A 14,745-nucleotide genomic window follows, 5' to 3' on the forward strand; every position below is an offset into this window, starting at 1 on the left:
GCGTGCCTGACGAAATGAAATAGCAGGGTTCAGGGCCGCTTCGCGGCCCAGCGGGAGCAAGCTCCCTCGCCACAGAGGGTTTAACCCTCTTCAAGCCACCAGCGCAGCGGCTTGCCTTCGGCGGGCCAGAAGCGTATTTGCTCGATCGGCGAGATGTCCCAGCGCTGCACGGTTTCCAGCGCTTGCAGGAAGCGTTTTTCCTGTTCCATCAAGGCCGGGGCGCACATTTTGCGGGTGCTGCCGACTTTGCCGAAGCTCAGCTTGTCACCGTCCAGCGTGTAGGGCGCGAACCAGTGGTTGCAGCCACCATTGCCATAAGCGCGACCGTCTTCACCCAACGTGATGGTCAGGTGGCTGTAGTCGATCAGCGGGCGTTCGCCGATCCACTCCAGCACATAGCTGTGATCCTGTTGCAGTTGCACCGGCTCAGCGGCGCAGCCCAGCAGGCTGGCGCCCACCATCGCGGCCAGAACGAGGTGTTTCATTACACGGGCTCCTGGCATTTCGGGCACAGGTGCTTCTCGCTGGCGGTGGTCCAGCCCAGTTCGGCAATCCGTGCGGTGGCGGCCGGTTTTTCGGCCTTGTTGCCCAGCTTGGCGTCGACCGCGAACTCGAACTTGAGCTCTTTGGCGCAGCTGTCGCAGTTCACTTGCCAGTTGTGGATCGCCAGTTCACCAAACACCGGACCATTGGCCACGGCAACCCACTGGCCCATGGGCTTGAGCAGGTGGCGAACGTTTTCAACGGTCAGGCGCATGGACAGGTCCTTGCTGCCTTTGAGGGTGACCAACAGCACATCATTGGCGCGGATCGAGCCGCCGTTGCCGGTGACTTGATAACGCCCCGGCGTCAGCGCGCGGCATTCGGTCAGGGTGTGTTGAGGGTTCATCAGGCTGTAGCGGAAATCGTGTTCGACCATGGGTCCTCCAAATATGCGCGATATGCTAGCACGCGAAAGAATCGGGCATGGTCCATGGTTGCGACCTTCGATCAGGCCAAATCAGCTTTCGACCTGATTGTGAGGTGTGCCAGCAGCCCAAGCGATGATGTTCTGCAAGGTGGTCGTGGCAATGGCGGCCAATGCTTCGTGGGTCAGGAAGGCCTGGTGCGCGGTGACGATCACGTTGGGGAAGGTCAACAGCCGCGCCAACACGTCGTCTTGCAGCGGCCGGTCGGAGCGGTCTTCGAAGAACAGTTGGGCTTCTTCTTCATAGACGTCCAGCCCCAGATACCCCAATTGACCGCTTTTCAGTGCGTCGATCAGCGCGGGTGTGTCCACCAGGCCGCCACGTCCGGTGTTGATCAGCATGGCGCCGGGTTGCAGATGCGCCAGCGACTGGCTGTTGATCAGGTGTTTGCTTTCGGCGGTCAGCGGACAATGCAGGCTGATGATCTGCGCTTCGGCCAACAGCTCCGGTAACGGCAGATAGCGGGCACCGAGGGCCTGAACCGCAGGATTGGGGCAGGGGTCGTAAGCCAGCAGCTTACAGCCAAACCCGGCCATGATTTTAGCGAAGACGGCGCCGATCTGGCCGGTGCCGACCACGCCGACGGTCTTGTCGAACAGATCGAAACCGGTCAGCCCGTGCAGGCTGAAATCGCCTTCGCGGGTCCGGTTGTAGGCGCGGTGCAGGCGTCGGTTCAGGGCCAGGATCAACGCCACCGCGTGTTCGGCCACCGCATGAGGCGAGTAGGCCGGCACGCGGACGATGCTCAACCCCAGGCGTTTCGCGCACGCCAGGTCAACGTGGTTGTAACCGGCCGAGCGCAGGGCGATCAGGCGCGTACCGCCGGCGGCCAGTCGTTCAAGCACCGGCGCGCTGAGGTCGTCATTGATAAAGGCGCAGACCACTTCATGCCGCTCGGCCAGCGCCACCGTGTCCAGGCTCAGGCGCGCGGGCTGGAAGTGCAATTCGATAGCGGCGGGCACTTTGGCGGCGAGAAAACTCTCGCGGTCGTACGTCTGGCTGCTGAAGAGAATCGTGCGCATGGCGTCATCCTTGTGCTTGAGTGCGCTGAGTTTAACCCTCAACGCCGGCCGCGCTATTGCGTTGGGTCAAGCGCCAATACGCGCTTGCGAGGCCAGGCGGTTGATCGCCCGCTCAAGTTCTTCCAGCGCCACCAGGGCTTTGGGGTCTTGTTGCTTGAGCAGGGTCTCACTGCGCTGGCAGGCCGCACGCAACTGCGGAACGCCGCAATAGCGTGTCGCCCCGTGCAGGCGGTGGACCCGTTCGATCAGGGCATTCTGGTCATTGCTTTCACGGGCGACGCGAATCGCCTCGCGATCAGCTTCCAGTGAGGCCAGCAACATCGCCAGCATGTCGGCCGCCAGATCGGCTTTGCCGGCCGCCAGGCGCAGGCCTTCATCAGGGTCGAGCACCAGCAGGTCGCTGTTGTTGCCATAAACGTCGGCCCGCTCCGGACCGTGGTTACGCAGGGCCAGCCCGGTCCACTTCAACACCACCTGCGCCAATTGACGTTCGCTGATGGGTTTGGTCAGGTAATCGTCCATGCCGCTTTGCAGCAAGGCGCGCTTTTCGTTGGCCATCGCGTGGGCGGTGAGGGCGACGACCGGCAGCGGCGTGCAATGCCGTTCGCTTTCCCATTGGCGAATCGCTTCGGTGCTTTGGCGTCCATCCATGCCCGGCATCTGCACGTCCATCAGCACCAGGTCAAAGGCTTCGGTCTGCACGGCCTTGATCGCCGCAGAACCGCTTTCGACCGCCAGCACCTTGGCGCCCATGTCTTCGAGTAGCGTCTGCACCAGCAACAGGTTGGCCGGGTTGTCGTCGACGCAGAGTACTTTGGGCGCGCGGCTGGAAACCGGTTCGCCCGGCTCGTTGCGCAACTGACGCGGGTTGACCAGATCCGACAGCGCCCGACGCAACTTGCGGGTGCAGGCCGGTTTGGCTTGCAACTGGCTGTGAGGGTTGGGCACCGAGAGATGGAACAGCGTCTGCTCAGTAGTCGGGCACAGCACCAGTACTTTGCAACCCAGGTGTTCGAGGTCCCAGATATGCTGATTCAGCCGCTCCGGCGGCATGTCGTTGGAGGTGATGCCGAGCACGGCAAGGTCGATCGCCTGCTCGGTCTGATGCGCACCGGTGACGCCATTGGTCAGGCTTTCCAGGGTGTTGAACGGGGTTACTTCAAGGCCGCAGTCTTCCAGCTGATGCTGCAAGGCCTGGCGTGCCAGTTCGTGGTTTTCCAGCACCGCAACGCGCCGTCCGAGCAACGGTGGTCCTGGCAGGTCTTCGGCATCGTCGCGGGTTTTTGGCAGGCTCAGGCTGACCCAGAATTCCGAGCCTTCGCCCGGCGTGCTGTCGACACCAATCTCGCCCCCCATCTGCTCGATCAACCGCTTGGAAATCACCAGCCCCAGGCCGGTACCGCCCGGTTGCCGCGACAACGAGTTGTCGGCCTGGCTGAAGGCCTGAAACAACGCACGCACGTCCTGATTCGACAGGCCGATGCCGGTGTCCTGAATGCTGATGCGCAGTTGCACGCTGTCTTCGTGTTCTTCTTCAAGCATGGCGCGGGCAACGATAGTGCCTTCGCGGGTGAACTTGATCGCGTTACTCACCAGGTTGGTGAGGATCTGCTTGAGCCGCAGCGGGTCGCCGACCAGCGACAGCGGAGTGTCACGGTACACCAGGCTGACCAGTTCGAGCTGTTTGGCGTGGGCGGCCGGGGCGAGGATGGTCAGGGTGTCCTGAAGCAGATCGCGCAGGTTGAACGGAATACTGTCGAGCACCAGTTTGCCGGCCTCGATTTTCGAGAAGTCGAGAATCTCGTTGATGATCCCAAGCAGGCTGTCGGCGGACTTTTCGATCGTGCCCAGGTAGTCGAGCTGACGCGGCGTCAGTTCGCTTTTTTGTAGCAAATGGGTGAAACCGAGGATGCCATTGAGCGGCGTGCGAATCTCGTGGCTCATGTTGGCGAGGAACTCGGACTTGATCCGGCTCGCTTCCAGGGCTTCCTTGCGCGCCAGGTCCAGCTCGATGTTCTGGATCTCGATGGTTTCCAGGTTCTGCCGGACGTCTTCGGTGGCCTGATCGATGCTGTGCTGCAATTCTTCCTGAGCATTTTGCAGGGTGCTGGCCATGCGGTTGATACCCGAAGCCAACTCGTCGAGCTCCTGGCTGCCAAGCGGGGGCAGGCGGGTTTCGAGATGGCCGTCCTTGAGTTGTGCCACGGCCTGCTTGATCAGGTTCAGCGGTGTATTGATGGTGCGGCCCATACGTAATGCCAGCAGCGCGGTGCCGACCAGGCCTGCGGCGATCAACAGCACGCTGGCGAACAGGCTTCGGTAACCGCGCAGCAACATGCCGTTGTGGGAGAGTTCCAGCTCGACCCAGCCCAGCAAACGATCGGATTCATCGGGGATCAGCTCGCCGGCCAGGTTGCGATGCCTGCCAAACACCGGCAGCAGGTAACGGGTGGCGTCGTTGCCGGTGCGTTGCAGCATATGCGCGCTGTCGCCGGTGGGCGGCTGGTTGAGCATCAGCGGCCCGGCGTGCGCCAGTTGCGTGCGGTCCGGCGCCAGGAACGACACGGCGCGCACGTCCGGTTGCTCCAGTGACTGGGTTGCGATGCGTTCCAGCAGGTCGTCATTCTTGTGGCCCATGGCCGGGGCGACCAGAGGTGCCAGCTGTTCGGCGATCATTTCGCCGCGTTGCAGAAGTTGGGTTTGCAGGTCGGACTGTTGCATCCAGGTGAAGTAGCCGCCCAGAACCAAGGCCATCAGGCTGGTCGGCAACAAGGTCAACAACAATACGCGACCTTTGATCCCCAGTTTCTTCAGCACGTCACTCTCCTGCTATCACGCTGTTTATAGATGACTGTGCGTGCATCCGGCACGCGCTACCCGCGCAGTGTAGCGATTTGCTTGCGGGCAATCCCGGCAAATTATCCAGTGCTTTGTGACGGTTTGAACGTTACCGGGGGCGGCGACGAAAGTCGCGGGTTGCTCACTGCCGGGCAATCTTGAATAATCAGTGATTGAGAATGACTTGCAGAAGCTAATGACTCCCGTATCTGTTGTCCCCCCGCGTATCCTGGCGATAGAAGACGACCTTGTAGTGGGGGCACATGTTCATGAACATCTGGGGCGCTGTGGTTTTCAGGTGACCTGGTGCCAGAACGGCGAGGACGGGTTGGCGATTGCTCGTGAGCAGACCTTCGATATCGTGCTGATGGATATTGTGCTGCCAGGCATGGATGGCCTGGCGGTATTGACCGACCTGCGGACCCGCGATTCCACCCCGGTGCTGCTGATGTCGGCACTGGGCGCCGAAGCGGATCGCATCAACGGTTTTCGCCTGGGTGCCGACGACTACCTGCCCAAGCCTTTCAGCATGGCCGAATTGCGGGTGCGCATCGAAGCGATCCTGCGGCGGGTGGCCCTGGACCGTCGACATACGCTGCCAGCGATCAACAGCGACGTTCACAGCCTGCGTTTCGACGATGAACTGTCTGATGTTCGCTATGGTGGGCAGTGGGCCGGGCTGACTCGCAGCGAATACCGGCTGCTGGAAACCTTGAACCGCAATGTCGATGAAGTGCTCGGCAAAGCCTTCCTTTATCAGCAGGTGTTGCAGCGCGGCTACGCGCCCCACGACCGCAGCCTGGACATGCACATCAGCCAGATCCGCCGCAAACTCAAGGCTATCGGCTACTGCGAGCGCGAAGTGCGCACGGTCTGGGGCAAGGGTTATGTCATGAGTGCCGTTGATGAAGTGGTCTGAGCGGGTGGTGCCTTTGAGTAACCAGGATGAACAGGCCCGGGCTTGCGATCAAATGTCCAGCGCCGTGGCCCAGCAGCAGCAACAACTGCTGCGCGACTTGTCTCATGAACTGCGCACACCGTTGAGCCGTCTGCGGGTGGCCAGCGAAAGCGAAGAGGATCTGCTGCAACTGCGCGAGCGCATCGGTCGCGAAGTCGATGGCATGCAGCGGTTGGTAGAAGACACTCTGCAACTGGCCTGGCTCGACGCGGAGCACTCGCCATTACCGGGCGAGGCCATCCAGATTCAGGCACTTTGGGAAATGCTCACGGAAAACGCCTGCTATGAAAGCGGCTGGGCTGCCGAGCGATTGAGCTGCGCGGTGGAGGCTTCATGCTGGGTTCGCGGCCATCTGAATACCTTGGCCCAGGCGCTGGAGAACATCCTGCGCAATGCCATCCGCCATTCTCCGAGCGGTGGCAGCGTGCGCCTCGATGGCCGGCGCGACGGCGATTATTGGCTGCTGTGGCTCGAAGATCAGGGCGGCGGTGTCGCTGAAGACGATCTGGAACGCATCTTCGACCCGTTCACCCGACTCAATGGCTCACGTCCCGGCAATGGCGGCTTTGGCCTGGGCCTGAGCATCGCGCGCAACGCGGTGCAGCGCCAGGGCGGGCGCTTGTGGGCGGAGAATACGGGGGCAGGGTTGCGGCTGAATATGCGGTTGTTGGCTGATCTTGATGGTGTCAGTGACGACGCCATCGCGAGCAGGCTCGCTCCCACATTGGATCTGCGTCGTTCATAAATTCCCTGTGGGGAGCCTGCTCGCGATGGTAATCTGCAAACCACCACAAAAACAGCGCTTATTCCCATAAGCCATAAGCACCACACTTTGCGTGATATGGACTGCGCACGTTTGCCGGTATGATGGTCGCCCCCGCAGTCTGGATTGCGAATACGCCATGACCTTGCAGTACCTAACCATCGCCGATTGCGTCGGCAACACTCCGCTGGTTCGTTTGCAGCGCCTGCCCGGCGCCACCAGCAACACCCTGCTGCTCAAGCTCGAGGGTAATAACCCGGCGGGTTCGGTCAAGGACCGTCCGGCGCTGTCGATGATCACCCGTGCCGAGCTGCGTGGGCAGATCCATGCCGGCGATACGCTGATCGAGGCGACCTCCGGCAACACCGGGATTGCCCTGGCGATGGCCGCGGCGATCAAGGGTTACAAGATGATCCTGATCATGCCCGACAACTCCAGCGCCGAGCGCAAGGCCGCGATGACCGCCTATGGCGCCGAGCTGATTCTGGTCAGCCAGGAAGAGGGCATGGAAGGTGCTCGCGACCTCGCCGAGCGGATGCAGGCTGAGGGTCGCGGCAAGGTGCTCGACCAGTTCGCCAACGGTGACAACCCCGAGGCGCATTACACCGGTACCGGCCCGGAAATCTGGCGCCAGACCCAGGGCACCATTACCCATTTCGTCAGTTCCATGGGCACCACGGGCACCATCATGGGGGTCTCGCGTTACCTGAAAGAACAGAATCCGGCGGTGCAGATCGTCGGCCTGCAACCGATGGAAGGCTCGGCGATTCCGGGTATCCGTCGCTGGCCGCAGGAATACCTGCCGAAGATCTATCAAGCCGATCGGGTTGACCGCATCGTCGACATGGCCCAAAGCGAAGCCGAAGACGTGACCCGTCGCCTGGCGCGCGAAGAAGGCATCTTCTGTGGCGTGTCCTCGGGCGGTGCTGTAGCGGCGATGCTGCGCCTGTCCAAGGAAGTCGAAAACGCGGTGATGGTCGCGATCATTTGTGACCGTGGCGACCGTTACTTGTCGACCGGCATTTTCGACGCGCCCAACTGATGGCAAAGCAAGAGAGAGGCCTGCGCTTCCAACCCACTGGCGGCAGCAAGGCCCCGCAAGTCCCGACCGGCAAAAAGCAGCGCTTGACCATCGAGCGCCTGGCGAACGACGGTCGCGGTATCGCGTTTTTCGAAGGTCGTACCTGGTTCGTCATCGGTGCATTGGCCGGTGAAGAAGTCGAGGCCCGCGTCCTGGGTGCCCATGGCAAAGTTGTCGAGGCACGCACCGAGCGCGTCTTCGTCGCCAATCAAGTGCGTCGTCCGGCACCGTGCGCCCATGCCGGACGCTGCGGTGGTTGCAGCGTGCAGCATCTGCCCCACAACGAACAGCTCGCCCTGAAACAGCGCATGCTCGCCGAGCAGTTGTCGCGGGTAGCCGGTGTCGAACCCGAGCAGTGGGCAGAACCCTTGAGCGGTCCTGAGTTCGCCTACCGACGTCGCGCCCGGGTGGCGGTGCGTTGGGACGTGAAGACGAAACAACTCGAAGTCGGTTTTCGTGCCGCCGGCAGCCAGGACATCGTCGGCATCAACGATTGCCCGGTGCTGGTACAGCCCTTGCAGCCGATCATGAGCGGCTTGCCGGAAATGCTCCGGCGTTTGAGCAAGCCTCAGGCGTTGGGGCATGTTGAATTGTTCGCCGGTTCATCCCTGGCCTTGTTGTTGCGCCACATGGCGCCACTGTCTGAAAACGACCTGAGCATCCTCAAGGAATTCTGCGCATTCCATCGTGCCCAATTGTGGCTGCATGGCGAAGGCGAGCCGCAACCGGTCGATGCCGATCAGGCGTTGGGTTACCGCCTTGAGCAATGGAATCTTGAGCTGGCGTATCGTCCGGGTGACTTCATTCAGGTGAACGCCGGGGTCAACGAAGCGATGGTCGCCCAGGCGCTGGAATGGCTGAAGCCTGCCGCTGGCGAACGCGTGCTCGATCTGTTCTGCGGCCTGGGTAACTTTGCCTTGCCGCTGGCGCAGAATGTCCGTGAAGTGGTGGCGGTGGAAGGCGTGCAGACCATGGTCGAGCGCGCGGCTGCGAATGCCGCTAGCAACAATCTGCATAACGCGAAGTTTTTTCAGGCCGATTTATCCCAGCCTTTGGCTGATGCCAAATGGGCCAGCGAGGGCTTTTCTGCGGTACTCTTGGACCCACCGCGCGACGGTGCTTTCGAGGTGGTGCGCACACTCGCATCGTTGGGTGCCAAGCGCTTGGTTTATGTGTCGTGCAACCCGGCAACTTTGGCCCGCGACACGGTCGAATTGATCAAGCAGGGCTACCGGTTAAAACGTGCCGGGATCCTCGATATGTTTCCTCAGACGGCACATGTCGAGGCCATGGCGTTATTTGAAGCGAGCTAGGATGGCTCGTCAGGTCCGACCAGACCGCTCATGCATCAGCCGCTCAGCCCAGCGAGGGCGCGTGGGCAACGAAGGTCAGCGATTTGACGCATTGAATCTGCGTCGTAGGGAAGGTAAGCAAGATGGTACAGGTGAGAGCACACCAGCCGATCAATACCGACGGCAGTATCAATCTCGAGGCTTGGCTCGATCATGCGGTCAGTGTCGATCCGGCACTGGATCGCGAAGCCTTGAAAGAAGCCTGCGAGTTCGCTCGTCAGGCCGAACAGCAAGACAAAGCGGCGAAGAATCTCTGGTCCGAAGGCACGTCGAGTTTTCGTACGGGCCTTGAGATCGCAGAGATTCTCGCCGACCTCAAGCTCGATCAGGATTCGCTGGTCGCGGCAATTCTTTACCGTGGCGTACGCGAAGGCCATATCCAGCTGCCGGCCGTCAGCCAGCGCTTTGGCCCGGTGGTCGCCAAACTGATCGACGGCGTGCAGCGCATGGCAGCGATCAGCGCCAGCCTGAGCCCGCGCCAATCGTTGGTGCTGGGCTCTCAGGGCCAGGTGGAAAACCTGCGCAAGATGCTTGTGGCCATGGTCGACGACGTCCGCGTCGCGCTGATCAAACTGGCCGAGCGCACCTGCGCGATCCGTGCGGTGAAAACCGCCGATGACGAAAAGCGCAACCGGGTCGCCCGGGAAGTCTTCGACATCTATGCGCCGCTGGCTCACCGTCTTGGCATCGGTCATATCAAATGGGAACTGGAGGACTTGTCCTTCCGTTACCTGGAGCCTGAACAATACAAGCAGATCGCCAAGTTGCTGCACGAGCGGCGCCTTGATCGCGAGCGGTTCATCAGTGATGTGATGAATCAGCTGCAGGCCGAATTGCAGGCCACCGGCGTCGATGCCGACATCAGCGGCCGGGCCAAACACATCTATTCGATCTGGCGCAAAATGCAGCGCAAGGGTCTGGAGTTCAGCCAGATCTACGACGTGCGTGCGGTGCGCGTGCTGGTGCCGGAAATGCGCGACTGCTACACCGCGCTGGGCATCGTCCACACCTTGTGGCGGCACATCCCGAAAGAATTCGACGACTACATCGCCAACCCGAAAGAGAACGGCTACCGCTCGTTGCACACGGCGGTCATCGGCCCTGAAGGCAAGGTGCTGGAAGTGCAGATCCGCACCCACGCGATGCACGAAGAGGCCGAGCTGGGCGTTTGCGCGCACTGGCGCTACAAGGGCACCGACGTCAAGTCCGGCTCCAATCACTACGAAGAGAAAATCTCCTGGCTGCGTCAGGTGCTCGAGTGGCACGAAGAGCTGGGCGATATCGGTGGCCTGGCGGAACAGCTGCGGGTCGATATCGAGCCGGATCGGGTGTACATCTTCACCCCCGACGGTCACGCAATCGACTTGCCAAAAGGCGCCACACCGCTGGACTTCGCCTACCGCGTACACACTGAAATCGGTCACAACTGCCGGGGCGCGAAGATCAACGGGCGGATCGTTCCGCTCAACTACAGCCTGCAGACCGGTGAGCAGGTCGAGATCATCACCAGCAAACACGGCACGCCGAGCCGCGACTGGCTGAACCCGAACCTGGGCTACATCACTACCTCGCGGGCGCGGGCGAAAATCGTTCACTGGTTCAAATTGCAGGCGCGTGACCAGAACGTCGCGGCCGGTAAAACCCTGTTCGAGCGCGAACTCAATCGCCTCGGTCTGCCGCAGGTGGATTTCGAAAAGCTGGCCGACAAGGCCAACATGAAAACCGCCGAGGACATGTTTGCCGCATTGGGGGCTGGCGATTTGCGCCTGGCGCAACTGGTCAACCTGGCACAGCAACTGGTCGAGCCGGAACGCGGCAACGAACAGCTGGAACTGATCCCGCGCAAGGCCACTGGCTACAAACCGGGCAAGCGCGGCGACATCCAGATCCAGGGCGTCGGCAACCTGATGACCCAAATGGCCGGCTGCTGCCAGCCGTTGCCGGGCGATGCGATCGTCGGTTACATCACCCAGGGTCGTGGTGTCAGCATTCACCGCCAGGACTGCGCCTCGGTGCTGCAGCTGGCTGGGCGCGAGCCTGAGCGGATCATCCAGGTCAGCTGGGGCCCGGTGCCGGTGTTGACCTATCCGGTGGACATCATCATTCGTGCCTACGACCGTTCCGGTCTGCTGCGGGACGTGTCGCAAGTGCTGCTCAATGAGCGGATCAACGTGCTGGCGGTCAACACCCGCTCGAACAAAGAGGACAACACCGCGTTGATGTCCCTGACCATCGAGATTCCGGGGCTGGACGCATTGGGGCGGTTGTTGGGGCGTATTTCCCAATTGCCGAACATCATCGAAACCCGGCGTAACCGCACCCCGTGATGATCGGTGTGGGAGCTGCTTTATGTGGGTTCGAGCCTGCTCGCGAGGGCGGTTGTCCAGTCAGCAGTTATGCTGGATGTGCTGGCCCTATCGCGAGCAAGCGCGCTCCCACATGGGTTTTGTGAAGAGATTGATAGATGTATTCACTTCAAGACTTGCTACACCTGATGAACCGGCTGCGGGATCCGCAGTTCGGCTGTCCGTGGGATATCAAGCAAACGTACCAGACCATCGTCCCGCACACCCTGGAAGAAGCCTACGAGGTGGCCGACGCCATCGAGCGCGGCGATTTCGATCATTTGCAGGGTGAGTTGGGCGATCTGCTGTTCCAGGTGGTGTATTACAGCCAGCTGGCGCGGGAAGAGGGGCGTTTCGAGTTCGACGGTGTGGTCGACAGCATCACCCGCAAACTGATTCGTCGTCATCCCCACGTATTCCCGACTGGTGATCTGTACGCGGCACTGGATATCCCGCGCCTCAGTGAGGAGCAGGTCAAACAGCGCTGGGAGGAGATCAAGGCCGAGGAGCGGGCCGAGAAGTCCCTGGCCCCTGAGCAATTGTCCTTGCTCGACGATGTGCCGGCAGCGTTGCCGGCATTGTCCCGTTCGGCCAAGCTGCAAAAGCGCGCGGGGCAGGTGGGTTTCGACTGGTCGGACGCGTTGCCGGTGCTGGATAAAGTCCGCGAAGAGCTTGATGAAGTGCTCGAAGCCATGGCGGATAACGACGCGACAGCGATCAGTGACGAAGTCGGCGATCTGCTGTTTTCCGTGGTCAACCTGGCGCGTCACCTCAAGGTCGATCCCGAAACGGCATTGCGTGGCGCCAACAGCAAGTTTGAAAAACGCTTCCGATTTATCGAACAGGCATTGCGCGACACCCGCCGTCCCATAGAAGATTGCACCCTCGAAGAGTTGGACGCCTTGTGGGGCGAAGCCAAACGTCAGGAAAAGAATTTGCCCAGCTGCGGCTGAGCTGTTGCCTAAGTGAGTAAGCACCATGAGCCTTTCCCTTCGCGACCAGTTGCTCAAAGCAGGGCTGGTCAACCAAAAGCAGGCCAAACAGGTCGGCAAAGAAAAACAGAAGCAGCAACGTCTGGCCCATAAAGGCCAGATCGAACTCGATGATTCCCAGCAGCGTGCGGCCCAGGAGGCCATGGCCGAGAAGGTCAAGCGCGACCAGGAACTCAATCGCCAGCAGCAGGAAAAGGCCGAGCAGAAGGCTCGTGCCGCACAGGTCAAGCAATTGATCGAAGTCTCGCGCCTGCCGAAGTTGACCACCGAGGACTACTACAACTTCGTGGACGACAAGAAGGTCAAGCGCATCTCCGTTAACACCCTGATGCGCAACAAGCTCAGCAGCGGCTCCCTGGCAATCGTGCATCACGCCGGCGGCTACGAAGTGATCCCGCGTGAAGCGGCCTTGAAGATCCAGGAGCGCGATCCGCAACGTATCGTGCAGCTGAATGTGAAGACAGAAGAAGTCAGCGCTGAAGACGATCCGTACGCGGCCTATCAGATCCCTGATGATCTGATGTGGTAAGCCTTTAAAGGTTGCCACAACGACAAACCCCGCTCATTGGCGGGGTTTGTCGTTTTCAATGCGGTCATTACACGGAACGGGCGTCTCGTTGCTGTTCCAGATTTTCCAGTTCGGCCTTGTAGCTGTGGGCATCGCTCTCGGAGTGGAACATCCCCACCAGCATGTCTTGTTGATAGACGTCCCAGATCCGGATACCGGCGGCTACGCCTTCGTGGGATTTATGTGAATCGTCGCGTTCAGTTACTTTTACAGTCATCTGCTGGCTCCAATCTCAATTGTTCTGCAGCAAGGCGTGTGCAGGCCTTTGTTATATGTTTTGTTAGCTTGCTAAGTAAATGCCTGCGGTCGGTAACAATCTTTTGCAGAAATTGAAAAAATCCCGCAGCCCTTGCAGGCCGTGACATTTGGTCGCAGGCCGCCGGGTTTCATGACAGAAGTTTCATGTTTCCAACGGCCTGGACACAAAACAACAGACGAAAAAAAGCCCCGCATTCGCGAGGCTTCTTCATTTCGATCAGTTTGCTTAGCTGCCTTTGACAGCCTTGCCGTCAACCGTACCGTCGAGGAGCATGATGTTGTACTCCTTGCCGTCGGTCTCGACCTGGCGCAGGGCTACCAGGATGTAGCCCCAGTCCTTGGCGAACCACATTTCGGTGATGCGCTTGTTCTGTGTCGGGTCGCGAACACGTTCGACCTTGATCGCATCGACCGAGCCCGCTTTGGTCTGGACTTTCTCTGAGCCGATCACGCGGAAATCGTAGGTGTCGGTGTCTTCACCTTCGACCACTTGGTAGCTCATGCTTTTTTTGCCGGCGGCTACATCGCGCTGCAAGGCCAGTTGGTAGGTGGACTTGTCCAGCATGCCGGTGTTGAGCGGTACCTTGACCGGATCGCCGCGATCAGTGCCGGTGACCATCTTGGCGGTCCAGTCGAAGTCCAGATTGACCTTCTTGGCTTTGCCCAGGCCACCGCGTTCGAAGCGATAGGACTGAGGCAGCAAGGTGTCCTTGTCCAGCTTCAGGGTGCTTTCCTCGGTCAGGCTGGCGACCAGCATGGAGGCCTTGAAATTCAAGGTCCAGGAGCCGTTGTCATTTTTCGACAGGCTGCGTTCGGCCGAACCGCTCATCGGGAGCTGCTTCCAGTCGGCGGTGTAGCTGGCGGAGAACGGTTGAAGGTCTGCCGCCTGCGCAAGGGGCAGGGCGAGCAGAGCACAAGCGAAGAGCAGGGCACGACGCATAAAATCTCCTAGTTTCGAATCAAGTGACCGCTGGCCGCGAGTAACTGACCATCCAGTAAAGCACCCTGTTCGCCAAGGCTCAGTCGGCCCTCGGCAAACCAGCGTACGGCCATCGGGTAAATCTGGTGTTCGCGGGTGTGGACCCGTTGCGCCAGACTTTGCGGCGAATCGTGCAACTCTACCGGTATTACTGCCTGTACGACCAGTGGTCCGCCATCGAGTTCCTCGGTGACGAAGTGCACGCTGCAGCCATGTTCGGTGTCGCCGGCTTCCAGCGCTCGCTGATGAGTGTGTAACCCTTTGTATTTGGGTAGCAGCGAAGGATGGATATTGAGCAGGCGACCCTGATAGTGACGGACGAAATCAGCGCTGAGAATACGCATGAATCCGGCCAGTACCACAAGTTTGGGTTGGAAGGCGTCGATCAACTCGATCAAGGCGGCATCGAAGGCCTCGCGACCTTCGAAAGCCTTGTGATCCAGGGTGCGGGTGTCGATACCCGCATCCCTGGCGCGCTGAAGGCCGTAGGCATCAGCGCGGTTCGAGATCACCGCGCGAATGCGCACAGGGTTGTCCGCGTTCTGCGCGTCGTCGATCAAGGCCTGCAAGTTACTGCCGGTGCCGGACAACAGCACCACGACATCACAGGTTGCGGGCATT

The 14,745-nt window shown here is 60.5% G+C and carries 13 protein-coding genes and 1 pseudogene; 7 read left to right on the forward strand and 7 right to left on the reverse strand.

The features are described from left to right. Nucleotides 1-80: 80 nt before the first annotated feature. From AC1DIH_RS21245 to AC1DIH_RS21260, 4 genes are all read right to left on the reverse strand, one after another. On the reverse strand, nt 81-485 hold the full coding sequence (locus AC1DIH_RS21245) for an META domain-containing protein (protein WP_477773159.1): 405 nt from the start codon (nt 483-485) through the stop codon (nt 81-83). After that, nucleotides 485-919: a hypothetical protein gene (locus AC1DIH_RS21250; protein WP_477773160.1), complete on the reverse strand. Its 435-nt coding sequence runs from the start codon at nt 917-919 to the stop codon at nt 485-487. The genes AC1DIH_RS21245 and AC1DIH_RS21250 overlap by 1 nt, the downstream gene beginning before the upstream one ends. 81 nt (nt 920-1,000) lie before the next feature. After that, the gene (locus tag AC1DIH_RS21255) at nt 1,001-1,990 is read right to left on the reverse strand and encodes a 2-hydroxyacid dehydrogenase (RefSeq protein ID WP_477773161.1); all 990 of its coding nucleotides are present in this window, start codon (nt 1,988-1,990) and stop codon (nt 1,001-1,003) included. Between the two features lie 66 nt (nt 1,991-2,056). Next, nucleotides 2,057-4,807 (reverse strand): response regulator, encoded by a 2,751-nt coding sequence (locus AC1DIH_RS21260; protein ID WP_477773162.1) that lies wholly within the window; start codon nt 4,805-4,807, stop codon nt 2,057-2,059. Nucleotides 4,808-5,024: 217 nt separating this feature from the next. Between AC1DIH_RS21260 and AC1DIH_RS21265 the strand changes: the two genes are divergently transcribed. The 7 genes and pseudogenes from AC1DIH_RS21265 to AC1DIH_RS21295 all read left to right on the forward strand — a co-directional run bounded on the left by AC1DIH_RS21265 (nt 5,025) and on the right by AC1DIH_RS21295 (nt 12,848). Then, the gene (locus AC1DIH_RS21265) at nt 5,025-5,747 is read left to right on the forward strand and encodes a response regulator transcription factor (protein WP_477773163.1); all 723 of its coding nucleotides are present in this window, start codon (nt 5,025-5,027) and stop codon (nt 5,745-5,747) included. Nucleotides 5,748-5,775: 28 nt separating this feature from the next. Next, nucleotides 5,776-6,531, forward strand: a pseudogene (locus tag AC1DIH_RS21270) (sensor histidine kinase); the annotation flags it as partial. Between the two features lie 157 nt (nt 6,532-6,688). Continuing rightward, nucleotides 6,689-7,591 carry a cysteine synthase CysM gene (gene cysM, locus AC1DIH_RS21275; RefSeq protein ID WP_477773164.1) on the forward strand — a complete coding sequence of 301 codons (903 nt, stop codon included), beginning with the start codon at nt 6,689-6,691 and terminating at the stop codon, nt 7,589-7,591. After that, nucleotides 7,591-8,943: a 23S rRNA (uracil(1939)-C(5))-methyltransferase RlmD gene (gene rlmD / locus AC1DIH_RS21280; RefSeq protein WP_477773165.1), complete on the forward strand. Its 1,353-nt coding sequence runs from the start codon at nt 7,591-7,593 to the stop codon at nt 8,941-8,943. The genes cysM and rlmD overlap by 1 nt, the downstream gene beginning before the upstream one ends. Nucleotides 8,944-9,065: 122 nt before the next feature. After that, complete coding sequence (gene relA, locus AC1DIH_RS21285; RefSeq protein WP_427546250.1) at nt 9,066-11,309, forward strand: GTP diphosphokinase; 2,244 nt, start codon at nt 9,066-9,068, stop codon at nt 11,307-11,309. Between the two features lie 137 nt (nt 11,310-11,446). Then, entirely contained in the window at nt 11,447-12,280 is an 834-nt protein-coding gene (gene mazG, locus AC1DIH_RS21290; protein ID WP_477773166.1) for a nucleoside triphosphate pyrophosphohydrolase, read from the forward strand. 25 nt (nt 12,281-12,305) lie between these two features. Next, entirely contained in the window at nt 12,306-12,848 is a 543-nt protein-coding gene (locus AC1DIH_RS21295; RefSeq protein WP_427530357.1) for a DUF2058 domain-containing protein, read from the forward strand. A gap of 67 nt (nt 12,849-12,915) precedes the next feature. Here AC1DIH_RS21295 and AC1DIH_RS21300 read toward each other — a convergent pair whose 3' ends face one another. The 3 genes from AC1DIH_RS21300 to purN form a co-directional block, all read right to left on the reverse strand. Then, nucleotides 12,916-13,104, reverse strand: a complete 189-nt coding sequence (locus AC1DIH_RS21300; RefSeq protein ID WP_054593565.1) for a hypothetical protein — start codon at nt 13,102-13,104, stop codon at nt 12,916-12,918. Nucleotides 13,105-13,371: 267 nt separating this feature from the next. Then, nucleotides 13,372-14,085 (reverse strand): DUF3108 domain-containing protein, encoded by a 714-nt coding sequence (locus tag AC1DIH_RS21305; RefSeq protein WP_477773167.1) that lies wholly within the window; start codon nt 14,083-14,085, stop codon nt 13,372-13,374. 8 nt (nt 14,086-14,093) lie between these two features. After that, the gene (purN, locus tag AC1DIH_RS21310; protein ID WP_477773198.1) at nt 14,094-14,744 is read right to left on the reverse strand and encodes a phosphoribosylglycinamide formyltransferase; all 651 of its coding nucleotides are present in this window, start codon (nt 14,742-14,744) and stop codon (nt 14,094-14,096) included. Between the last annotated feature and the right edge of the window lies 1 nt (nt 14,745).

The sequence above is a fragment of the Pseudomonas sp. 05N36 genome (assembly GCF_056397385.1).

Excerpts from the sequence above, each read along its gene's own strand:
- AC1DIH_RS21265 (WP_477773163.1), top strand. The coding sequence starts at position 5,025 with ATGACTCCCGTATCTGTTGTCCCCCCGCGTATCCTGGCGATAGAAGAC.
- AC1DIH_RS21300 (WP_054593565.1), bottom strand. The coding sequence starts at position 13,104 with ATGACTGTAAAAGTAACTGAACGCGACGATTCACATAAATCCCACGAA.
- AC1DIH_RS21255 (WP_477773161.1), bottom strand. The coding sequence starts at position 1,990 with ATGCGCACGATTCTCTTCAGCAGCCAGACGTACGACCGCGAGAGTTTT.
- cysM (WP_477773164.1), top strand. The coding sequence starts at position 6,689 with ATGACCTTGCAGTACCTAACCATCGCCGATTGCGTCGGCAACACTCCG.
- purN (WP_477773198.1), bottom strand. The coding sequence starts at position 14,744 with ATGCCCGCAACCTGTGATGTCGTGGTGCTGTTGTCCGGCACCGGCAGT.
- AC1DIH_RS21295 (WP_427530357.1), top strand. The coding sequence starts at position 12,306 with ATGAGCCTTTCCCTTCGCGACCAGTTGCTCAAAGCAGGGCTGGTCAAC.
- AC1DIH_RS21305 (WP_477773167.1), bottom strand. The coding sequence starts at position 14,085 with ATGCGTCGTGCCCTGCTCTTCGCTTGTGCTCTGCTCGCCCTGCCCCTT.
- relA (WP_427546250.1), top strand. The coding sequence starts at position 9,066 with ATGGTACAGGTGAGAGCACACCAGCCGATCAATACCGACGGCAGTATC.
- rlmD (WP_477773165.1), top strand. The coding sequence starts at position 7,591 with ATGGCAAAGCAAGAGAGAGGCCTGCGCTTCCAACCCACTGGCGGCAGC.
- AC1DIH_RS21245 (WP_477773159.1), bottom strand. The coding sequence starts at position 485 with ATGAAACACCTCGTTCTGGCCGCGATGGTGGGCGCCAGCCTGCTGGGC.
- mazG (WP_477773166.1), top strand. The coding sequence starts at position 11,447 with ATGTATTCACTTCAAGACTTGCTACACCTGATGAACCGGCTGCGGGAT.
- AC1DIH_RS21250 (WP_477773160.1), bottom strand. The coding sequence starts at position 919 with ATGGTCGAACACGATTTCCGCTACAGCCTGATGAACCCTCAACACACC.